Here is a 21,069-nt window from a genome sequence, read left to right on the forward strand (position 1 = left end):
TAATGAAACTGATTAGCTTAGTGGCGCTGGCTTTATCTTTTGTCAGCCCTGCCGCTATGGCGGCAAATGTCTGGGCGACCGTCAGCAAGAATAAAGTCGTCAAGAACGAAGTGTTCCAACTTCGCGTTGTAGTCGACGAAAAAGTCTCTTCCGATGATATTGATTTCAGCGCACTGGAAAAAGATTTTTATGTTGGACGACCTAGTTTTGGCTCTTCGATCAACATAGTCAATGGTGACCGCAGTACACGCAGTGAGTGGAACCTAACACTAGCCGCTCAAACACTTGGCGTTGCCAATATTCCCGCTTTTACAGTCAACGGGGCGAGCTCAAAGCCGATTGCTATTCAGGTTACTATGGACACCGATGAGCCTAAAGTATCCGACTTAGTTGAGCTACGCAGTTCACTTGATAAGACGACGCTTTACCCAAATGAAAGTGCCTCATTACGTACTCGCCTGATCATTAAAGCAGATCCGAGACGCCTGCAAAGCCCTAATGTCATCCCTCCTCAAGTCGATGGATTGACCTTAGCTCAAATCGGTGAACCAAAGCAGTATCAAAGCGTTCTCGGTGGCGTGGAAGTCACTGTACTTGACCAAGCCTATCGCGTAACGGCAAACCAGCCCGGCGAATACACACTAAAAGGTGCAGCATTCAAAGGTTCTGTTGTTTATGGCAATGATCGAACAGGGACCAACAAACTGATCTCGGTTGATACGCCAGCAAAAACCTTTGCTATCAAAGTCGAAGATAAACCCGCTGGCTACAGTGGTGTATGGCTGCCGACATCGGAGCTTAAGCTAACACAAACATGGGTCGCGGCGAACGGGGAACCGATTCCTTCATCAACCACGCATCAGGCTAAAGTGGGCGATTCGATTACACGTGAAGTCACCTTGGACATTGAAGGGCTCTCTTCTGACCGTTTCCCGAACCTGAAGATCAGCTATCCGCAAGGCATTCGCGTGTACGAAGAAAAGCCTCAGTTCACCCAGCTAGAGAATGGTTTCACGCGCATGACATTGAAGCAGGTACTCATTCCTCAGCAAACTGGTGATGTTCAACTTTCAGAGATCAATCTCAATTGGTGGGATAGCCAGAACAAACAGCAGAAAACCGCTCATCTAGATGGTATAGCGTTAGCTGTCAGCCCGGGAGAGAGCCTAAATATTCCAGTGCCAGCGTCTCAGTATTCAGCGCCAACCGAAGTAAAAACGGTCACTGTCAAAGATCCCGGTTTTTGGCCTTATCTCACAGCGCTGTTTGCCCTGCTTTGGGTTATCACAACCGTTTTACTATTCAGAAAACGAAACACTAGCGTGGAAACCCAGCAGAAGCCAATCGCACCACTCGATACAAGTGGCCGCTTGGTTTCAGCACTTGAAGAGCAAGATCACTTTAAAGCACAGCATTGCGCTACTGAATGGCTCCAGGAGGCCCAGATTAGTGATAAGGCACTTCTTGCCGATATCCAAAATGAATTGGATGAAATGCAAAAATCACGTTTTTCTCAGCAAGAAACTGGCTGGAATGCTTCAAAACTGCTTAAACTAATTAAAAAGGTGGACAAAATGCCTCGAGCAAAAGGGAAGCCTGGGGAAACATTAGCGAAGCTTTAATACCGCGAAGGCACTGGTAGAGGCATTGTTCAGGTCCAAGTTCATTGTATCAATGAATAGCTGGAGGAATGATGTCGGCAATTGAAAAGCCAGATCCCAGTACTCATTATGTGATCCTATATTTTGATGGGTCCCAAATGACTTCGTTTGAAGTTGATGCGCATAGTCGGAATGAAGCGATAGAAGCGTTTAAAGACTTGGGATTTGCGGAGCGTGATATTTTCTCGATTTCTCCCTGATGACATTACGTAAACTCGAAAGGTAGCTTCACGGCTACCTTTCTGTTTTTTGGAAGAATAGTAAGACAATGAATGGCACTGCATTAAGGACGATAGTGACATTGGGGGCACTACTTTTTACCTGTGCTTCAACCGCAATGGTCGACTTAGTTAAAGTCGACAAGTCCAAACGTCGCATGTATCTGATTGACAATGGTCAAGTGGTGAAAGAGTTTCGCATCGCGTTAGGTAAACACCCTAAAGGGCATAAAACCCAGGAAGGGGATCATCGAACGCCTGAGGGCCGCTACTACCTCGACTTCGTGATTGATAATTCAGAGTTCTATCGCTCAATCCACATCAGCTACCCTAACCCACGAGACATTGCTTATGCCGCAAAACTTCGCGTCGATCCTGGTGGTGACATTAAGATTCATGGATTAAGAAACGGGGAAAAGCGGCCCGCCAAATTCGTACAAAGTTTTGACTGGACCAATGGCTGCATCGCCATTACCAACGAAGAAATGGATGAACTGCTCACTCTCGTGAAAACAGGAACACCCATTGAGATCCGCTGGTAATACTCAATCCTTACACGCTTCCGGTTCAGCCGATTCCGCTTTTTTCTCTCTTGTGACCCACCAGCACAGCAGTGAACCGATTGTCACTAGAGCGACGCCTTGCAAGAAGGTATCCGTAAGAACCAAACCAAGAATCACAGACGAAATAACGGTCGAAAGAACAGGTGTAAAGTAAGATAGCGTCGCCAAAAGCACCATGTTACCGCCGATAATTGCGTAGTTCCAAAGCGCGTAGCCACTGCCCATTGCAATACCTGTAATCAGCAACAAACCACCGGATTCAAGGTTAACGCTCATCCCTGTTTCATTACTGATCGCGTATTTAATCCATAAGGTCACGGCCGTCATGATAAAGAACAGCGTAATCGGATTTTGCCCTTTGGAAATACGCTTAGTCAGATTACAGTAGATTGCCCACAGAAACGCGCCCACAAATGCCATAGCGTAGGTTACAGGGTTAGTCGCCACATTGGCTGCAATCTGGGTGAACGAAAGCCCTTGGTCACCAGTGATACTCCAAGCCACACCAAAAAACGCCAGTGCGATTGCGGGATAAACGAGAATATTGGTTTTCTTCGGGCTGAACGTGACAGCCAGTAGAACGGTCAGAGCGGGCCATAGGTAGTTAATCACCAGCATTTCTACGGCTTGTTGGCGAGAATTCGCCATAGCCAGTGCAAGTGCCAAACATATTTCATAGGCGACAAACAGCCCACCACCAATCAATACATAGGTCAGAGAATAGCTTCTGATTTTTGGCAGGCCCATTACCATCACCAAAAACAGAGAAGCGACGGTATAGATTGATGCAGCGCCACCAATGGGCCCTAAAAACTCAGTGACCGTTCGCGCTAACCCCATCACACTGCTCCAAAGCAGGATGGCTAACACACCGCACAAAGTAAATTTATGTTGGCTCACTCTATTCTCTCAGATTAACAGCAAAGGAGCTTAACCTAGCGTTAACTGTCATTCTCTGTCAAATGTCTTATCAATTTTGCCGGATTTCCACCATACAAGCTGTCGGGTGGTACGTCTCGTGTTACCACTGAATTAGCGGCGATGACACTGCGCGCGCCAATAGTCACACCTTGATTAATTACCACGTTGCCACCGATCCAAACATCATCTTCCACAGTAATAGGCAAACAGGTGGTTTCCCAACCTCTTCGGCTTCGATAGTCCAAAGAATGACCCGCGGTATAGAACTGAGTGTTTGGGCCGATAAGTACATGGTTGCCAATCGTAATCTCAGCCCCATCCAACATGGTCACATTCATATTGATGAAGGTGCTATCGCCAATCGATATCGTTTTTCCAAACTCACAAAGAAAAGGAGAGCGAATCATGCTCGCTTCGCCAAAACGTTTCAGCAGCTGACGACAGGTTTCAACACGCTGAATATCACTGGTATTGTGATTTAGCTCCTGCAAAAGGCGTGTTGCTTGCTCGCGAATGTTATTAACGCTGGGATCAGCCCCGTTAAACAACTGACCTGCGACCATTTTTTCAAACTCTGTCATAACGTTTTCCAATTAACTGCTTGAATAGGAAAGGTAAAATAGCGCGAATACAAGATTGGAAAAAGAGAAAACCTAACCGGTGAATATTTCCTTAATTTACAAAAAAGCCGGGCTGTAAACCCGGCTTTCCATCTAAATAGAACAGATTACACAATTTCCCAGCTGTGGGTCATTTCTACGCCAGCACCTAGCATCAGACACACTGAACAGTACTTTTCCAGAGAGTCTGCTGTTACTTTTGCGACAACGTCTGTATCCAGATTGTCACCCGACACTTCAAAGTGGATATTTACTGTGGTGAAAATACGAGGAGCTGTTTCACGGCGCTCGGTCGTCAGTTTCGCAATGCAGCTAGTCACCTTCTGAGAGGCTTCTTTAAGGCCATCAACAACGTCAACTGAGCTACATCCGCCTGCCGCCATCAGAACCATTTCCATTGGGCTGGGTGCTGTTGCACCGCCATTGCCATCCATTACGACTGAATGACCAGATTGAGAGTGACCTAGAAACTTAAAATCTTCGATCCATTTAACTTCGGCTTGCATATCTTTCTCTCTTATACGTCTGTCGGGAATGTTACACCCGTTTGCTTGCGAATCTCTGTCAGCAATTTAGCCACAATCAGCGAGCGCTTCATACACTCTTCGTCAATTTTTTTCGTTTCAAATTGCTTAGCAAAAGCCAGAGCTTCGTAATACATTGGATTCGGGTCTTGTTTAACACTCAAATCGACACCAACACCACCTCTGGCAATCTTTGTCAGTTTTTTGCCGGTTGAAATCATCTCCATAAGCAACGCCCCTTCCTCACCTTGAATTTCACTCGGCAAATAAGAGTCACTGGTCTTAGAATGTTGCAGCACCACTTCAAAGCCGTCGTAACCTAAAATAACGCTTCCGCTGCCATCGACACCACTATCTAGCATCTGAGCCTGTGCTTTTACGCCGTGAGGTTCGCCAAACAATTCAACAGCTGAGCCAACACAGTAGTAGCCGATGTCCATAATCGAACCATTTGCAAAGGCAGGATTAAAGGTATTTGGGTTTTCACCAGCTAAGTACTTAGGGTAGCGTGACGAGTACTGGCAATAAGTGATCAGTGCTTTGCGAATCTTACCGATGTTCTTACTTTGTTCTTTCAGTAGTTTGAAGTTTGGTGTGTGGGGCGACATGAACGCCTCAAAAAGAACCACATCATTCGCTAACGCTGTCTGGTACATTTGTTGTGCTAACTTATCATTCGCAGCCAGTGGCTTTTCGCAGATAACATGCTTACCTGCTTCAAGTAATTTCAATGCTTGTGGAGCGTGTAGTGAGTTGGGGCTAGCAATGTAAACCACGTCAATCGACTTAGAAGTCGCCAGCTTATCAAAATCATCAAAAAGAGCGGGTGATGCGTATTTCTCAGCAAACTCTTTCGCTTTCTCGATAGAGCGAGAATACACGCCAGCCAAAAGATATTGCTCTGTCTTCAACGCAGCTTCAATGAACTGATCGGTGATCCAGTTCGTCCCGATAACAGCAAGTCTAATCATCATTCCGTCTCCAATCATGACAAAAGGAGCCGATGGCTCCTTTGTTATTTATTTTTGTTCGTGTTGGCTATCTTACACTGTCATCACAACTCGTACCGCTAAAAATATCAGCACGGCGCCAGACAGGCGATCAATCAGTTGTGCTTTTGAGCGAATTTTGTCTAAAAGGCGTGGGCTCGATAGCAAGAAAGTAATCAAGGTATACCACAAACCGTCGACCACTAGCGGGGTGAGAACAATTAGCGCTTTAGCCGTTAGACTGTCCCCCACCGCAACAAACTGGCTGAACAGCGCGATAAAGAACAGCGCAATCTTAGGGCTAAGAATGGAGATAAGAAATCCTTCTTTTGCAGACTGCCAAGCCGATGTGTGCTCGCCCGACTCCAGCTTCGCTGCCACACCACCTTTTGAGCGCAACGCATTGTAACCAAGGTACGCCAGATACGCTGCGCCCGAGTAACTTATCGCTTTGAAAAGCAGTGGTGACTGTTGTAGGACAACGGCTAGGCCGATCAGGGTAATGAAAGCATAAATGCCAATGCCCAATGCGTGCGCCCATGCGGCTGCCAAGCCATTTTTTCGCCCCCCTGCTAGGCTATGTTTCGCGACCATAGCGAGACTCGGGCCGGGCGACATCGCCCCTAAAATACAAACCGTAAAAAGTGATAGCCAGATTGTGAGTGTCATTGTTTTTTCCTGAGGCTGAATCCATGTCGTTAAACTATCGCAGCGGATTAATGATTTGAAATCAAAGTTTATTATATCGGCTATGATTTCAAGTCATACCTACAGAATAATTTGATGTGCGCATCGCGTGCAGAACCATCTCACGCATCCATTGATGCGCTTTATCCTGATCGTATTTGGGGTGCCACATCAGCCAGTACTGATGTGCTTCTGTCTCAAATGGCAGAGGACGATATTCAAGGTTATGATTCGCCGACAAGTTCAAAGCGATGTGCTCAGGTACCACCATCAGATAATCACTGGAAACCAAGGCATTGACTGCAGCGGAAAAGAACGGGACTTTTAAAGCAATTCGCCTTTCAAACCCAAGAGATTTGAGAACAATATCTGTACTTGAATCCTTATCTCCGCCACCAGTAACCTTCAAATGTGGGTAACCCACCAGCTCTTCTTCTGTCAGCGTCTGTTTGACTGACAACGGGTGAGATTTACGCATCAGACAGACTGATTTGTCCTCACCGATTTTCACACTCGTTACATTAGCGGGTTTCTCTGGCTGCATGGTCGAGGCTAAGTGAATACCGGTTTCACCAAATTGTTGAAGATATTCTGGCTGCCATAAGCGATAGGCGAGATTGACGTTCGGCGATTGCTCTACCATAACGGCAACCACATCGGGCACTATGTATTGAGCAACATAGTCACTGGAAGACAGAACAAACTCTTGCTTCCATGTTTGCGGGTCGAAAGGTTTGTCGTGCAGTAGTTGTTCAAACTCTCCTAACAAAAGATTGAGCTTTTCCTGCATGGCCAATGCTCTTGGTGTCGGCACCAAAGCATTGCCTTCGCGCACCAATAAAGGGTCACCACACAATTCTCGAAGCTGAGCGAGCTGACGACTCACGGCTGATTGAGTAATGTTGAGTCTATCTGCGGCTCTGCTCACATGGCACTCTTCGAGCAACACCTGCAAAGAACGCAACAAGTTGAGGTTGATATGATTAAGAGACATGGCGTGTATTAAAGAACTCCGTAAGCACGGTGTGAGTCATCAGGTGGCGCAGTTCAGGGATCGCCTGTAGTTCATCACGAATCTCATTGAGCCTTGCCATGGTAGGTACTTCGACGAACAACATCATGTCGGTCTCCCCTGTTATCGCATGGCACCATTTCACGCCATCAATCTTATAGATTGTCTCAGCATAGGACTCGCAATAATGAGAGGAGGCTGACATGTCGAACTTTAATGCCATGTACGCCTGTATAAGTTCCGGTTCGTCTTGGGCGATATTCGCATGGTAGCCAAGAATGACTTTTTCCTGTTCCAACTTTTGAATTCTTGCCGTCACGGCTGAACGTGACAAATTGACCTGTCGAGCAATGTCACTGACCGAAGCTCTGGCGTGGTGTCTTAAAATACCGAGAATTTGATTGTCGAACTTATCCATATTACTTCCTGTCATACCTCAACTTATCCTGTTGATTTCAGGTAATGTGACACAAAAAACCGTTGGGCGAAAGAGTGCAAATTGCCTATTCACTCACCTGACTTCCGCCAAAATGACATATAACTACGACAAATTGCTTGCTGTGTTTTTTCATATGTTTGAGTAAGCTATCAAAAAAAAAATCAGGAAAGGAAACCATGAGTCAGCTAAAACAAGAAATCACGTTACTCTCAGGCGTTGGGCAACTCTCAACGACCTTGCTGGGAACTGGCCTTTTCATGGTACCAGCCATTGCCGCTGGTATTGCAGGTTCACTCTCACTTTGGGCATGGCTAATTCTATTTATTGCGATATGTCCGATTGCGCTGACCTTTGCTCAGCTGGGAAAGCGCTATCCGAATGCAGGTGGCACGGCACACTTCGTTCGCCAGGCATTTGATCAGCGCCTTGAAAAAAGCGTTGCTTGGTTGTTTGTCAGTGTTATTCCGGTCGGCGTCCCTGCCGCAGTAGCGCTAGCCGCTGGCTTTTTACAGCAATTACTGCCTGAAGCGCTGAACTCCTCTATTTTCGCCCAACTGCTAACAGTGTTTCTCTTAATCGCTGTTAATTTAGCAGGCACAAAGTCATCGGGGCGCCTTCAGACGCTGATTGCGCTCAGTATCTTCATTCTGGTCGCTGCATTCTGGTGGAAAGGTGATATTGGCGCGCAAGATCTAACAATGCCAGCGCTCTCCTCCGAATCAACTTGGAGTATTGGGGCTGCATTGGCCGTTATGTTTTGGTGCTTTGTCGGAATTGAAGCATTCGCCCACATGGGGGAAGAGTTTAAGAATCCACAACGGGATTTCCCAATTGCGATCATCATCGGTTGTTTTGTGGCGGGTGCAGCCTATTGGGCATGCTCTGTCGTCATACTCAAATATGGAGCTTATGGGAGTAGCGAGTTCGACAGTGCTTCTATCCCTTGGCTGTCAGAGATGCTATTCGGTGAACAATTTAAGTTGCTTATCAGCGCTCTCAGTTTTGCCGCCTGCTTTGCCAGCGTGAATCTATATACACAAAGTTTATCAAGGATGGTTTGGGCGCAGGCGCGCGAATACAAACCTAAAAGCGCGCTAGCCAGAGTCTCAATTCGAGGCGTCCCAGCAAACGCTACGTTGGCGGTTGGTGTGGTGTTGGTATTGTCATGCTTAGTGGGCGAAATTTCAGGGCTGGACTTAGAGTTCTTCCTTAAGCTGGCAAATGGTATTTTCGTTCTGGTGTATTTATTGGCGATGTTATCTGCCTACAAGCTACTTACCGGCATCAGCAAATGGCTTGCTGGCGTGTCGTTACTTATCTGCACAGGCGTGTTTGTCTGCTTAGGTTGGTCAATGCTATACGCCGTTGCTGTCTTTGTTTTATTGTCCCTACCATGGGGAAAGCGACAAACGCTGGATCAAAGTCAGGCTAAATAGCATATAAGGTGACGGCGTCACCTTTAATTTCCAGAATGCTTTGAGGAAGCACCGCCTTCCAGCCTGAGCTTTTCTCCAGCGGCTCTGATGCTAAAGCGATGTTAGCGCCCTCTTGTCTTATAAATACGGTTGGCGCATCATCATCAGAGCTATAACGGACCGCCCAAAACTGCTCTCCATCTGAAATACAAATAGACGCTTTTAATGGCTCTTCAATGCCTTTCGATTTCAACATCTGGCTAATATCAATAATGGTTTTACGAATCGCTTCGACAGGCTGTTCACACAGGCCATTGTGTAGCATCAAAAGAAAAATCAGCTCGCTGTCGGTCGTACCCATGCGTTTAAGGAACAATGATTCAGGTAACTGGCTTTGTAGCTCATACTTAACGCGCTCGAATTCACCAATCTGACCATTATGCAGAAACATCCAGTTGTCGATGATAAACGGATGGCAATTAGAGCGAGAGACCTGTGTACCCGTAGATGAGCGAACATGCGCCATAAATCGATGAGAACGAATGTGATGTGTCAGAGAACGTAGGTTTTCATCTCCCCAAGCTGGTAAAACTTCGTGGAACTGCCCTGGAGTGTCTCGCTCAGTATACCAGCCCAATCCAAAGCCGTCGGCGTTCACCCTTGTTACGGCTTTTCTTGCATCGAGGCTTTGATGCACCAGAGAATGCTCAGGTTCATACACCAATTCGTCTAAGTAAATTGACTCTCCCTGATAGGCTAACCAACGGCACATATTCTTCCCTCAATTGATGACATTTTGTTCAATACAATCACGATTCAAATAATCGGGCAAGTGCTTGTATCCCGGGTTCGATCTCTTGCAATGGTGTATTACCAAAACCGAGCACGACCGCTCGCCACTCTCGATGACTCTCCTTGTTATGTTCATAATAGCTCAGTGGCCGCAGCACTATCCCTTGCTTCGCGGCCCTTTTCACCCACGCATGCTCGTCTATTCTGCCGCTCCATTTTAGCGTGACATGCAAACCAGCAGCTTGGCTGATGATCGTAACCTGTCCACCGAATGCTTGTTCAATGGCTTGGCTGACAATCTCATGTTTTTGTTTGTACAGTCGGCGCATTTTTCGTATATGACGCAGTAAATGGCCTTCAGCAATAAAGTCAGCTAACGCTTCCTGAGTATGTGACGGAGAATCACCGCTCATGGCATCTTTGATTTCAAGACAGCGCTGAATTAAATTATCCGGCACCACCATGTAACCTAACCTTAAGCCGTTAAACATCACTTTACTTAGTGAGCCAATATAGATCACGTGCTCATCTAGCCCCATTTGGCCCGCTAATCCCTGTAAGCTGGTATAAGGCCGGTGTGCAAACTGAAACTCACTGTCATAATCATCTTCGATAATCCACCCTTGATGACTCGCCGCCCATTCAATCAACTTAAGGCGATTTTCAGTGTTGATGGTCGTTCCCATCGGATATTGGTTACTCGGGGTGATGTATAGCGCTCGTGCCGTACTTTTCAGGACATCACTCAACTCAAAGCCTGTTTCTTGATGCACCGTCAAAGGTTCCAGCTGATATTGGTTGAGTTCAAGCACCTTGGTCATTTGGGCATACCCTGGCTGCTCCATTAGAACTTTTTCACCTTGTGCCAGAGTCGCCGCCATCGCAATGGTCAAAGCCTGTTGAGCACCAGAAGTCACAATGATTCTCTGTGCTGAGCAGTGAACGGAGCGGCTGGAAGACAAGTAATCAGACAGCGCCGCTCTAAGCGCTTCACTGCCCTGAATATTTTGATTTCCCAGTAACACTGGGCGTAGAACATGCCTTTGCAGCAATCGCTGCCATTTACCAAGTGGAAACTGTGAAAGATCTGGAACGCCAGGTGCAAATGACGAATTGATATCAAAGCAGTTGGACTCGCCCGAAGACGTACCCTGAGTCACGGTCGCTGGCACATATTTATCCGGTAACTCAACCGCAACGTAGAACCCCGAACCTTGCTTACTTTCTATGTAGCCTTCCGCCAACAGCTGCTCATAAGCAGCCGTCACTGTATTGCGACTTACATTGAGTTCACTGGCGAGCTTGCGCGTCGAAGGCAACTTACCCTGCAATGGCCACAAGCTTTTCACTATTTTTGCTCGAATCGCATGAAATAACTGCTGTTGTAAGGTGCTCGCCCCACCTGAGAGAGTCAGATCTCCAATATCAATCAACGCCATTAACTGGACCTATAACTTTGTCAAAACTGGCTCTCAATAACATACCAGTTAAACATTAGATTGGAACCATAAATTACAAGCTAATGGAGAAACGCAATGCTATCAAACACAGAAAGGACCCAAATAAAAAAAGGCGCGCACAAAGCCGTGTTCGAGGACAAACATCTTGAACAAATTATTGATGAGTCATTAATCGCCCATATCGCGATTAATGACGCTAACGGCCCTATTGTGATTCCTATGTTGGCATGGCGTGTTGATGAACATGTGTATATACACGGTGCGAACAACAGCCGATTGCTGCGCTCATTAAAACAAGGCCACCAGACCTGCCTGACATTCACACTATTCGATGGCTGGGTTCTAGCGAGATCGGCTTTTCACCACAGCGCGCACTATCGCTCAGCTGTAGTATTTGGCCAATTTGAAGTAGTTGAAGAGAAGCAGGAAAAAGATCGTCTGCTCAATCATTTTGTTGAGCAGATTGCCCCCGGGAGAACGGAGCAGGTCAGATTAAGTAGTGACAGAGAACTCGCCGCGACCATGGTGCTGAAGATGCCTTTAAGCGAAGCATCGGTCAAAATCAGTCGTTTTGGAGTCAACGATGATGAATCCGATTTGGATCTTCCCGTGTGGGCTGGCGTCTTACCCTATCGGACGATAGTTGGTCCACTTGAGCCAGTAGAAGCATCTAAACATCTGGAAGAGCCCGATTACAGCAGTGCATATGGTGAACGCTGGCACAAAGTAGTGAACTAGCACTCGATCAAAACAGTAAAACGAGCCCCACCCAGTTCGCTTTCGCCTAAAGAAATACGCCAGTTGAGTCGCTTGGCTGCTTCTGAAGCGATGGTCAGCCCTAACCCAAAGCCGTCACTATGGCGGCTTTCATCCAATCTGGAGAATGCCAGAAAGATCTCATCGTATTTATCTTTTGGGATGCCAGCCCCGTCATCTTCGATATCAATCACTAATGTGTTGTCAAAACCGATTAAAGTGATCGCGACCGCAGCATCTGCGTAACGGAATGCGTTTTGAAGCAGATTATCAATCACCAGATTAGCTAAGGTTTCTAATACATCCAAAGCTGGGGCAGGCTCAGTCAAAGAAGCATGAAAGCTGATTTGTTTGTTGTAATGCTCTTGCCTGTCAATACGCTGTTTAAGCCAGCGTTCAGGGAGAAGGTTTTGTGTGTCGAGCAATTCACTTTCCGTCAAACCTCCTACCCGGGAAATTTGTACCACGCTAGCAGTCAGAGCGGAGATATCGTCAACATATCGGTCAATATCATCAAAAAACGGTTCTTGCTCCTCAACAGCATTGCGCCTAGCCATATCGCTGGCTAACTGAATTCGACTGAGCGGCGTTCTGACTTCATGAGGAATAGCCTGCGTGTAGATCTGACTCTGCTTTACATGGCCTTCAATGTCATCTGCCATGTAGTTGAAGCTTTCCGCCAGTTCTTTGAGGGGAAGTCGGAAGTTGTCACTGTCAATACGTGCACTAAACTCACCGCGTCCAAAGCGACGAGACGCACGGTTAAGCTGATTAATTTGGTTATGTAGATGGCGAATAGGGACATAAACAAATACGCCTAAGCTGACAAATATCCAGGCCACAAGACCAATCACAAACATGACTTCGGAGTCTTCGTACCACTCAAATTGGGGTTCAAAAAAATCGCGATTCTCACTGAACATGAGACTTCTCGCCGAGTTTGGTAACGGAAACACCGCCGCATACAAGTTATCTTCGACTAGATAAACGGGTATTGACTTCAATCGGTACAGCTCGCGACAATCTGAGCATGGCAGCGTCTCGGGTTTTACGTTAACCAAAGATAGATTAAAGATGTAAAACTGCTGCTTCCCCGTGTTGGTCAACTCTTTATAAAGGGAGTTAGGCTGACCACGTTGTTCGATGTATTGATTAACGAAAAACTGCCCATCATTGAGGAATATCTCGACTTCAGTTTTTCTCATAAAGTCAGAACCCAAAGTGAGAAATGCAACAACAGTGATTACAAGCCCTGTTGCCAGACTAATGTATGCTTTGGTAAAAGTGGAACGAACCATATCCGATTATGCTGCTGTGAGCATATAGCCCTGATTGCGAATGGTTTTAATCTGAGCGTTGTTCACATCCGCTCGGGCTAGTTTTCGTCGTAAGCCCGAAATACGCATATCAATGGAGCGATCATTGAAGGTGTATTCTATCCCACGAGATGATTGGCAACAGAGATCTCTTGATACCGCTTTGTCGGGAGATTGAACCAGCAAAAGAAGAATGTCGAACTCCGCCTGAGTTAAGTCAATGTTTTTGCTGCGATAAAAAGCCACTTTACGTAAAGGGCACAACCTAAATCCATAAGCTTCATAGTTGTGGGTCGATGGCTCCTGCCCCGCTGCCGCATAACGACGTAAATGAGCTTCAAGACGAGCAACCAAGATATGGCCACGAATTGGTTTAGTCAGATAATCATCGGCACCCAATTTTAGTAAACTGACTTCACTCAGCTCCTCTTGAACTGCTGTTTGTACAATCACAACACCCTGATAGAAGGTTCGTAGCTTTTTAAGAACCGTCGCACCATCTTCCCCCGGTAACATGAGATCCAATAGCACAACGTCAGGCTGGTAGCGCGTCACCGCATCTACCGCTTTATCACCTGAGTACACCACCTCAACACCATATCCTTCGGCTTCGAGGTACATTTGAGTCAGTCTTGCGATTTCCTTATCGTCTTCAACAAGAAGCACTCTGTAATTCACAATCTACTTTCGCAACCATTTATAAATTGACGCAAATTATATATTAGACGATTACTTGCTCAAGCAAGGAAATTGAGATTGCGCTCCCTGCCACACTGGATTTTGTAAGAGTCCACTTACAATTAATTACAATACCCGCTTTATCCATTCGATTAGATGTCGTTAATAGCCCCATTCTAGTGTTCGTATCGTGGACATACTGTGTTCTGAAGGCACATTTTTATGAGCTGAGTGTTTATGCTCTTACAAATCACAGTAGGCCTGTTCGACAATCTAGTTACTCTCTTTATTATTCACCAAAGTTATCATTCAATAAGTAAATAATGAAATGAATCCTAGCCGCTCTCTTCTTCTCTCGACGTTCACCGTCGCTTTACTATCTGGCTGTAACAGTGATGATACGAATCCAACATCAACAACGACCAATGCCGTTAATGTCTACAGCTCAGCAACCAACTGTAGTGTTCAGACTGGCGCGAATGCTTGCCAGTTCGATAAAGGCGTTTATGTACTGAGCATTGGACCAAATGTCTCTGAAACGCAGCGTGCTCGGGTACAAACCCAAATTAACAACCTGACTAACTGGGCACACAGTGATGTGCAAAAACAATTCGCTCAAAAAACCTTGGTCATTGGCGTCATAGAAAAAGAGCCAACGGGCAGTGCTGATTATGAAACCTTCGTCCTTAATTTGGCTCAACAGGTCAACACCTCCTCTGGTATTGACGGTATTGAGCTTGTTTACACCAATAACGGCGGTGGTGACGAAACACTAAAAAACACCTCTTACCAAAAGATGTTGCAGCTTTACGACTACTATGTCGATGAAGACTCTTTAACCACACAAGGCGCCGAAGTCGCCAGTGCCTATCAAGAGTTCCAGCGCCTTTTGTCGTTGCAAACTGGCGCGACTAAGCTTGAGTACGACCCATGTAACTACGGAAACGGTCAGCTCGCCGCCAATACATGCCCTGCCCCAGATGACAAAGGGGACGAAGACCCGATCCACACGGTCAGCAAGGATCTCAACCCAGGTGCTCTACTGGGCTCGATGTATGAATATAAAGTTGACCCAAGTCTAGGTACCTATCCCGGAGAGCTAAAACCTACATTTACCGCAACCGGGGATGTGGCTAGCCAAGACTCAAACGCAACAGATAACCCTCTTAACTGGACGCATAGAGCGTTTGCGTCACTGAACAACTTCCTCAATAGCTGGTTTTTCGTCAACAAGAAGTAAATATATATGAACAAACACCTACTCGTTAGCGCAATGGCGCTTGCCCTTACCGCTTGTGGTAGCACCGCTATCATGGATAAATCGCCCGCTGTCAAAGCTCAACCGGAGATCAACATAAAGACCGACAATAATTTATGGAAGTTAGGTCGAGAAGGTACTTTTGACATCGCTGGTATGTATAAGGGTAAGTACTCTCGCAGCGCCTCTTCATCAACGTGGTTCAATAAACTGTCTTTTAAAGATGGGGAAATGGCGGCAGAAGTTACTCGTAACAGTGATGGAAAAACATGGGTGCTGACCTGCACAGGTGGCGGTGTCTCATACAACTACATGGGCGTAGAGTTCGGTGGCAACGATCCTTATACCTGCGATATAAGCTCAGATGAGAAAAGCGTTGGTGAGTACAAAATTGAGCCAGATGCAGGTGTACTGGATATCGGCTTCGATAAAACAGAGAAAGGCTTGGTAAGAATTGGCACCACCCACTTTAATGTGAAAACTATTCATACTGGTGAAGGCCTACTTGTGCCAGTCGACACACCACTTGGCTACAGCTTTGAGCGTGGAACACAAGAAGTCGCTGCAGTGCAAACTAATGGCGCACTCACAATCCAGATGCTTGACTCACTGAACGATGATGAACGAGACACTTTAGTGGTCGGCGCGATTGCCAGTGCGCTCGGTTGGCGCCCTGAAGAGTAAGCGGATTGGAAAGCGCCATTGCGGCGCTTTTTTGTTCTCTGCGCCTAAAGGTAGTAACGCTGCACGTACTGGTTTGGCGTCAAACCCCGATGTTTTTTAAACATGCGATTAAAGCTAGCGATATTCTGATAACCAAGGCGCTGAGCAATATCATCAATCTTGATACCATGACGCATCATTTCTACCGCAATGTTACTCAGTACATAACCACTCACCGTGGTGAAGTTCATTCCTAAATTACGCAACCGACGTTGAAATTGCTGTACTGACAGCCCGAGTAAGCTAGAAACATTTTCTACCGTTGGCAACCCATAATGGCGGCTGTAGTTTAGAATTTCATAAATCACTTTCACTTCATCTTCTGGGTCAGGCATATTAAGCAATTCGTCCAAGTCAGCAAAATTCATCGCCAGTCGCCCTTTCTGCAGCCTCGCTTGCTGCTTGGTCGCTAAACGCAGCTCCGAATGAAACCATATCTCCGTGGACGAGTGACTCCATTCCACCTCACAGCCAAAATATGCTTCATATTTAGGTGTATTCTTGCGAGAACCAGACAGTTGTACTCTGAGTGGAGAAAAATCCTGACCAAGATAAGTACGTAAGATCTTGGTGAGTGCCATCGCCATACGGACACTGTCGTGTACTTTACATTCAGGTTCGATCATTGGATTCCGATACGCCCATTTGATCAGTGAACCACTCAGGGATGCAGATAGAAACGCTCCGCTTTGCAGACTACTAAATCCATAATTCACACGTCGAATGGTCGATGCGAGATCACTACCAGAAAGAAGCCAGTGAGAAATAACACCGATCTGTCCAACATCAACATCACGGTTGATATCAAGAATCACATCAGGGTTTCCTGTAACGCCCTCTAATTTTTCAAACCAGCGATTCACTTCAAACATTGGGACCAGCGTCATCGGATTGCGAAACGCAGATTCCGGAATCACTAGTTCGTCATCGTCAATTTGGTAGCGCGACCTCGCTTCCTGATGAATATGTCGAATTCCCAACACACGCATAAAGCGCACTTTATCCATATACAGATCACATCAATTAGACATTTAATATGAATCAATCTGTCACATACTAAGCTAATTTTCAAATCCGAAACACAATACAGATCCTTATTAATAAAGGAGCCTTGAATGAGTTTATTAAGTGTCCCGTTCGTGGGAACCGGTGCAGACACCGCATTACATGTCGTCGCAACTATTGTCTTGATTGCGACTGTCGGTGCAGCTCTGTTTGGATTCTGGAAGTTTCACGAACTACCAATCAACAAAGCCCATAGCAAAGATCATCATCAAATAGGACTGATAACGGCGTTGACATGGATTGGTTTCATCTGGCACTGGGTTTGGGTTGTAGCAGTCATTGTCGCTTTCGTCGATATGGACAAAGCCATTGTGAACCTACGCGACACTTGGCGTCATGCCCCCAACACGAAAGATAAACAGGAGGAGGCTTAATGTTAGAAGGTTTAGCTGTCTGGGCACTTTTTATTTACCTGCTAAGGCTGGTGGGTATGCCCTGGAATACCGCGACTAAGTCATTCGCCTATTTAGGTGGCGTTTCTTGGCTGATGTTTGTTTGGGTGGGTTTGATCAACTATACGCCAATGGATCTTTCTGGCGGTTCGGTGGTGCAATCCCCCCATATCCAGTTACGCCCCGATTCGCCTAACGTAACAGGTAAAGTCGACAAGATTTACATTGAACCCAACCAAAAGGTAAAGAAAGGCCAACTGATTTACGAGATCGACCCGACTCAATACCAAATCACCTATAACCAGGCAAAAGTAGAAGAAGAGTCAGCGATGGTGGAGCTTGAAGTTGCATTTGAGGATATTTCAATCTCACAGGCAACGTACGAGTCAATGGTTCAGGATTTAGAGACTACAGAAAGCCAACTTGCTGCTGCCAAAGCTGATTACAGTTTGCAAAACAAAATGTTAAAGCGTTACAGAGAGCAAAATCGTGTAGTGAACAACACCATCACTGCGAGCGATATCGATAAGCAGGAAACAGCAGTCACTAAGGCACGACACAACGTCTCAACCATAGAATCAAAGCTAAAAACAAAACAGGTGGACACCGAAAAAGCCAAACTCGCGATCGCGAAATCGGAATTAGCGGTAAAATCTAAACATGCTGATTGGAAAAAGTCACAAGAGAAACTCGCAAAAGCAAAGTGGGAGCTCGACAGCACCAAAGTTCATGCACCTGCTGATGGCTTTGTTACCAACTTCATCTTGCGCGAGGGACAGCGTGTCTCAATGTTACCTCGGCTGCAAATGTACACAGATGAGAAATACGTCCTAATGCGAGTCAATCATCAGGCGATTCGCAATGTTAAACCAGGACACAGTGCTGAATTTTCTTCGTCAGTCTACCCAGGTAAGATCTTTTCTGCTCAAGTTGAGGGAATAGTTGAAGCTACTGGCGAATCACAAAGCAATTTGCTTGGTCTGGATGACTCCGTGCGTGCGACGACGGGCAAGAACTTACAAAACAAACATCACTTCGTCCGTTTGAAAATAGAAGAAACCGAGGGCTATGACATTCCCGTCGGTTCTGTCGGGCTAGCTTGGGTTAGTGGCGAAAAGCCCGTTGGTTTTATGGCATTCCTTGATGTCATCAGAGGTATCATCATTCGTATGAAGTCTCAGCTTTACTACTTCTACTCTATTTAACACTCCCCTGTAAAAAGCTCGGTTAACCCGAGCTTTTTATTTGCATCCAGCGTTACACCAATCATTAGATTTTGTTATCACTTTTAAGCTTATCATTGGATATGCATCAAAACTCTTACTTTCATTCAATTTTACAAATTCTACCTTTGCGAAATGAGCCCTGCTCGCTCAATACGAGAGTGTATGACTATCCTGTTTTTGGGATTAGATAAAACAGCGCGTCATTCTCAATGATAAGAATGACAAGCGTTACGAGAAAAAATCTAAACAAGGGCCGATACCAATAAGGTTTGATTACACACTTAAATTGTGTGATATATCATTAGCAATGTTGAGGTTATTTGCAAAATGCAATTTCATATTGCAACCGTTTGCTTCCAAAACGGCATTTAGTGGTGAAATAGTGGGCAATTAAGCTCTATAAAAGTTGGCACATATACTGCATTTACTAGAGTGACCCTTCTTAAGCCGAGGGTCACCTAGCCAACTGACGTTGTTAGTGAACCGAATTTGTTCACACTTATTTGAGCCAATCTTACTTATTGAGATTGGCTTTTTTTCTATCTGTTGCCAACGAACTTATCATCAACTTTGATTGCTACATTGATGTGTCAGTTCAATGATCATCACATGGCACTGACACGCTCAATAATTGCACGCTTTCTCTTTTATCTTTGTCTTGTCTATTAAATTTCTTACGATTTAATGTAGTAAATAACCACTATAGGCTTTCTTCATTTCCAACACCTCAAAATCAGACATTATTCGATACTTCCACACCAAAATTACTCAAAATCACGTCAACAAACGTTTGGAACAGAAACTAGGTGAAGCTAACGTATGAAGCAATTCTTACAGACATGCATTCACAACAAACTTGTACAAATTTAGTAGAATTCCCTCTAAAAATATCATTTAGAAACCGATTACATCATCTTTAATATTTTTTTTATTAAATTCACAATTAAACTATCTTTTTGTTTTATATAAATTTAATTACAAGACAAAGCCAAGCAAACGTTAACCCTTATGGATTTAGATTGACCACGTGATATTTATCACCATAATAGCGGCCGTTTATCTAGAATTTACTCACTTAAGTTTGTTTTATCTATTTGTGGAGGTGATAGATGTCCGAAGATAACAACTACAGTCTGGGACCCGTTCCAACAACGGCCAGAAAAGGCGTCATTTCACTCACGATGGTGATGTTAGGCCTGACCTTTTTCTCTGCAAGCATGTGGACGGGAGGCTCACTCGGTACTGGCCTTTCATTTAATGACTTTATTCTCGCAGTCCTCATTGGCAACCTCATCCTCGGTATTTACACTTCTTTCCTCGGCTACATCGGGTCTTCTACTGGCCTCTCCACTCACCTTCTCGCTCGATACTCATTTGGAACTAAAGGCTCATGGCTTCCTTCTGCTTTACTTGGTGGCACACAGGTCGGTTGGTTTGGTGTAGGTGTCGCGATGTTCGCCATACCCGTTCAAAAAGCGACAGGCATTGATACCAATACATTGATCATTGTGTCCGGCCTTCTAATGACAGCGACGGTTTACTTTGGCATTAAAGCGCTGATGGTGCTTTCAGCGATTGCTGTTCCTGCAATTGCAATTCTGGGCAGCTACTCAGTATCTATGGCCGTCGATAGCGTGGGCGGGTTTGAACAACTCAAGCTTATTCAACCAGAAACGCCTATGGATTTCTCTGTCGCATTAGCAATGGTCGTAGGCTCATTTGTCAGCGCAGGTACACTCACCGCAGATTTTGTTCGCTTTGGTAAAAAACCAGCTGGCGCCGTACTGGTCACCATGATCGCCTTCTTTATCGGTAACTCACTAATGTTTATCTTCGGTGCCGCAGGGGCAGCAGCGACGGGTATGGCAGATATTTCGGACGTCATGATTGCTCAAGGCCTACTACTACCTGCAATCATCGTACTTGGGCTCAATATCTGGACTACCAATGAAAATGCTTTATACGCTTCAGGGTTAGGCTTTTCTAACATCACCGGACGCTCAAGTACTATGATGTCTATTATCAACGGTATCGTGGGCACCATCTTCGCATTGTGGCTGTATAACAACTTTGTTGGATGGCTAACGTTCCTATCGACTGCCATTCCGCCGATTGGTGGCGTCATCATCGCGGATTTCTTGATGAATAGAAAACGCTACCAAAATTTCGCTACGACAGAATTCAAAGACGTGAATTGGGCTAGTATTGTAGCAGTGGCAGTAGGTGTTGCAGCAGGTAAGTTTATCCCTGGAGTTGTACCAATCAATGCCGTACTGGGAGGCGCGTTGTGTTACGTCGTACTCAACCCACTTTTAAACAAGAAAACACTCAACGCGCAATCCGCGTAAGGACGC

At 45.6% G+C, this 21,069-nt stretch carries 21 protein-coding genes; 9 read left to right on the forward strand and 12 right to left on the reverse strand.

The annotated features are described in order from the left end of the window. Window positions 1–2: 2 nt before the first annotated feature. Window positions 3–1,622, forward strand: a complete 1,620-nt coding sequence (locus FIU99_RS18755; protein WP_006960679.1) for a BatD family protein — start codon at window positions 3–5, stop codon at window positions 1,620–1,622. Between the two features lie 307 nt (window positions 1,623–1,929). Continuing rightward, window positions 1,930–2,421: a murein L,D-transpeptidase family protein gene (locus FIU99_RS18760; protein WP_050778624.1), complete on the forward strand. Its 492-nt coding sequence runs from the start codon at window positions 1,930–1,932 to the stop codon at window positions 2,419–2,421. A 3-nt stretch (window positions 2,422–2,424) separates the two neighbouring features. On the opposite strand, the gene yddG is transcribed toward FIU99_RS18760, so the two are convergent. The 7 genes from yddG to FIU99_RS18795 form a co-directional block, all read right to left on the reverse strand. Beyond that, window positions 2,425–3,342, reverse strand: a complete 918-nt coding sequence (gene yddG, locus FIU99_RS18765; RefSeq protein ID WP_080555935.1) for an aromatic amino acid DMT transporter YddG — start codon at window positions 3,340–3,342, stop codon at window positions 2,425–2,427. A gap of 41 nt (window positions 3,343–3,383) precedes the next feature. Continuing rightward, window positions 3,384–3,944 (reverse strand): sugar O-acetyltransferase, encoded by a 561-nt coding sequence (locus FIU99_RS18770; RefSeq protein ID WP_152472460.1) that lies wholly within the window; start codon window positions 3,942–3,944, stop codon window positions 3,384–3,386. A gap of 146 nt (window positions 3,945–4,090) precedes the next feature. Next, window positions 4,091–4,489 (reverse strand): OsmC family protein, encoded by a 399-nt coding sequence (locus FIU99_RS18775; protein WP_006960675.1) that lies wholly within the window; start codon window positions 4,487–4,489, stop codon window positions 4,091–4,093. A gap of 11 nt (window positions 4,490–4,500) precedes the next feature. Next, window positions 4,501–5,478: a Gfo/Idh/MocA family protein gene (locus FIU99_RS18780; protein WP_039952062.1), complete on the reverse strand. Its 978-nt coding sequence runs from the start codon at window positions 5,476–5,478 to the stop codon at window positions 4,501–4,503. 72 nt (window positions 5,479–5,550) lie between these two features. Further along, on the reverse strand, window positions 5,551–6,165 hold the full coding sequence (locus FIU99_RS18785; RefSeq protein WP_019275621.1) for a LysE family translocator: 615 nt from the start codon (window positions 6,163–6,165) through the stop codon (window positions 5,551–5,553). A gap of 88 nt (window positions 6,166–6,253) precedes the next feature. Then, window positions 6,254–7,177: a LysR family transcriptional regulator gene (locus tag FIU99_RS18790; protein WP_006960672.1), complete on the reverse strand. Its 924-nt coding sequence runs from the start codon at window positions 7,175–7,177 to the stop codon at window positions 6,254–6,256. Continuing rightward, complete coding sequence (locus FIU99_RS18795; protein WP_006960671.1) at window positions 7,167–7,613, reverse strand: Lrp/AsnC family transcriptional regulator; 447 nt, start codon at window positions 7,611–7,613, stop codon at window positions 7,167–7,169. The genes FIU99_RS18790 and FIU99_RS18795 overlap by 11 nt, the downstream gene beginning before the upstream one ends. A 197-nt stretch (window positions 7,614–7,810) precedes the next feature. Here FIU99_RS18795 and yjeH point away from each other — a divergent pair, with 197 nt between their 5' ends. Continuing rightward, complete coding sequence (gene yjeH / locus FIU99_RS18800) at window positions 7,811–9,070, forward strand: L-methionine/branched-chain amino acid transporter (protein WP_006960670.1); 1,260 nt, start codon at window positions 7,811–7,813, stop codon at window positions 9,068–9,070. On the opposite strand, the gene FIU99_RS18805 is transcribed toward yjeH, so the two are convergent. After that, window positions 9,063–9,821, reverse strand: coding sequence for a class II glutamine amidotransferase (locus FIU99_RS18805; RefSeq protein WP_006960669.1), 759 nt, complete (start codon window positions 9,819–9,821; stop codon window positions 9,063–9,065). The two genes, yjeH and FIU99_RS18805, sit on opposite strands and share 8 nt — an antisense overlap. A gap of 37 nt (window positions 9,822–9,858) precedes the next feature. Further along, window positions 9,859–11,280 (reverse strand): PLP-dependent aminotransferase family protein, encoded by a 1,422-nt coding sequence (locus tag FIU99_RS18810; protein ID WP_006960668.1) that lies wholly within the window; start codon window positions 11,278–11,280, stop codon window positions 9,859–9,861. 96 nt (window positions 11,281–11,376) lie between these two features. On the opposite strand from FIU99_RS18810, the gene FIU99_RS18815 reads away from it, so the two are divergent. Beyond that, a complete protein-coding gene (locus tag FIU99_RS18815) occupies window positions 11,377–12,039 on the forward strand; it encodes a pyridoxamine 5'-phosphate oxidase family protein (RefSeq protein WP_006960667.1) in 663 nt (220 codons plus the stop codon). Here the strand turns inward: FIU99_RS18815 and FIU99_RS18820 are convergent. Beyond that, complete coding sequence (locus FIU99_RS18820) at window positions 12,036–13,355, reverse strand: ATP-binding protein (RefSeq protein ID WP_006960666.1); 1,320 nt, start codon at window positions 13,353–13,355, stop codon at window positions 12,036–12,038. The genes FIU99_RS18815 and FIU99_RS18820 overlap by 4 nt on opposite strands. Before the next feature lie 6 nt (window positions 13,356–13,361). Further along, complete coding sequence (locus tag FIU99_RS18825; RefSeq protein WP_301339511.1) at window positions 13,362–14,054, reverse strand: response regulator transcription factor; 693 nt, start codon at window positions 14,052–14,054, stop codon at window positions 13,362–13,364. Between the two features lie 325 nt (window positions 14,055–14,379). On the opposite strand from FIU99_RS18825, the gene FIU99_RS18830 reads away from it, so the two are divergent. Beyond that, complete coding sequence (locus tag FIU99_RS18830; protein ID WP_006960664.1) at window positions 14,380–15,291, forward strand: hypothetical protein; 912 nt, start codon at window positions 14,380–14,382, stop codon at window positions 15,289–15,291. A 6-nt stretch (window positions 15,292–15,297) separates the two neighbouring features. Continuing rightward, on the forward strand, window positions 15,298–15,993 hold the full coding sequence (locus FIU99_RS18835) for a hypothetical protein (protein WP_152472461.1): 696 nt from the start codon (window positions 15,298–15,300) through the stop codon (window positions 15,991–15,993). Window positions 15,994–16,037: 44 nt separating this feature from the next. Here the strand turns inward: FIU99_RS18835 and FIU99_RS18840 are convergent, their stop codons facing one another. Continuing rightward, complete coding sequence (locus tag FIU99_RS18840; RefSeq protein ID WP_039952061.1) at window positions 16,038–17,021, reverse strand: AraC family transcriptional regulator; 984 nt, start codon at window positions 17,019–17,021, stop codon at window positions 16,038–16,040. A gap of 126 nt (window positions 17,022–17,147) precedes the next feature. Here FIU99_RS18840 and FIU99_RS18845 point away from each other — a divergent pair, with 126 nt between their 5' ends. The 3 genes from FIU99_RS18845 (at window position 17,148) to codB (ending at window position 21,063) form a co-directional block, all read left to right on the forward strand. Continuing rightward, a complete protein-coding gene (locus FIU99_RS18845) occupies window positions 17,148–17,471 on the forward strand; it encodes a hypothetical protein (RefSeq protein ID WP_006960661.1) in 324 nt (107 codons plus the stop codon). After that, complete coding sequence (locus tag FIU99_RS18850; protein ID WP_006960660.1) at window positions 17,471–18,694, forward strand: HlyD family secretion protein; 1,224 nt, start codon at window positions 17,471–17,473, stop codon at window positions 18,692–18,694. The genes FIU99_RS18845 and FIU99_RS18850 overlap by 1 nt, the downstream gene beginning before the upstream one ends. A gap of 1,130 nt (window positions 18,695–19,824) precedes the next feature. Then, window positions 19,825–21,063 (forward strand): cytosine permease, encoded by a 1,239-nt coding sequence (codB, locus tag FIU99_RS18855; protein ID WP_006960659.1) that lies wholly within the window; start codon window positions 19,825–19,827, stop codon window positions 21,061–21,063. Window positions 21,064–21,069: the final 6 nt, after the last annotated feature.

It is taken from the genome of Vibrio sp. THAF64 (genome assembly GCF_009363455.1).
Taxonomy (GTDB): Bacteria; Pseudomonadota; Gammaproteobacteria; order Enterobacterales; family Vibrionaceae; genus Vibrio; species Vibrio coralliilyticus.

Bases quoted from the DNA above. Each gene is read 5' to 3' on its own strand.
- FIU99_RS18755 (WP_006960679.1), top strand. From the start codon at position 3: ATGAAACTGATTAGCTTAGTGGCGCTGGCTTTATCTTTTGTCAGCCCT.
- FIU99_RS18760 (WP_050778624.1), top strand. From the start codon at position 1,930: ATGAATGGCACTGCATTAAGGACGATAGTGACATTGGGGGCACTACTT.
- FIU99_RS18770 (WP_152472460.1), bottom strand. From the start codon at position 3,944: ATGACAGAGTTTGAAAAAATGGTCGCAGGTCAGTTGTTTAACGGGGCT.
- FIU99_RS18775 (WP_006960675.1), bottom strand. From the start codon at position 4,489: ATGCAAGCCGAAGTTAAATGGATCGAAGATTTTAAGTTTCTAGGTCAC.
- FIU99_RS18780 (WP_039952062.1), bottom strand. From the start codon at position 5,478: ATGATTAGACTTGCTGTTATCGGGACGAACTGGATCACCGATCAGTTC.
- FIU99_RS18785 (WP_019275621.1), bottom strand. From the start codon at position 6,165: ATGACACTCACAATCTGGCTATCACTTTTTACGGTTTGTATTTTAGGG.
- FIU99_RS18790 (WP_006960672.1), bottom strand. From the start codon at position 7,177: ATGTCTCTTAATCATATCAACCTCAACTTGTTGCGTTCTTTGCAGGTG.
- FIU99_RS18795 (WP_006960671.1), bottom strand. From the start codon at position 7,613: ATGGATAAGTTCGACAATCAAATTCTCGGTATTTTAAGACACCACGCC.
- yjeH (WP_006960670.1), top strand. From the start codon at position 7,811: ATGAGTCAGCTAAAACAAGAAATCACGTTACTCTCAGGCGTTGGGCAA.
- FIU99_RS18805 (WP_006960669.1), bottom strand. From the start codon at position 9,821: ATGTGCCGTTGGTTAGCCTATCAGGGAGAGTCAATTTACTTAGACGAA.
- FIU99_RS18810 (WP_006960668.1), bottom strand. From the start codon at position 11,280: ATGGCGTTGATTGATATTGGAGATCTGACTCTCTCAGGTGGGGCGAGC.
- FIU99_RS18815 (WP_006960667.1), top strand. From the start codon at position 11,377: ATGCTATCAAACACAGAAAGGACCCAAATAAAAAAAGGCGCGCACAAA.
- FIU99_RS18820 (WP_006960666.1), bottom strand. From the start codon at position 13,355: ATGGTTCGTTCCACTTTTACCAAAGCATACATTAGTCTGGCAACAGGG.
- FIU99_RS18830 (WP_006960664.1), top strand. From the start codon at position 14,380: ATGAATCCTAGCCGCTCTCTTCTTCTCTCGACGTTCACCGTCGCTTTA.
- FIU99_RS18835 (WP_152472461.1), top strand. From the start codon at position 15,298: ATGAACAAACACCTACTCGTTAGCGCAATGGCGCTTGCCCTTACCGCT.
- FIU99_RS18840 (WP_039952061.1), bottom strand. From the start codon at position 17,021: ATGCGTGTGTTGGGAATTCGACATATTCATCAGGAAGCGAGGTCGCGC.
- FIU99_RS18845 (WP_006960661.1), top strand. From the start codon at position 17,148: ATGAGTTTATTAAGTGTCCCGTTCGTGGGAACCGGTGCAGACACCGCA.
- FIU99_RS18850 (WP_006960660.1), top strand. From the start codon at position 17,471: ATGTTAGAAGGTTTAGCTGTCTGGGCACTTTTTATTTACCTGCTAAGG.
- codB (WP_006960659.1), top strand. From the start codon at position 19,825: ATGTCCGAAGATAACAACTACAGTCTGGGACCCGTTCCAACAACGGCC.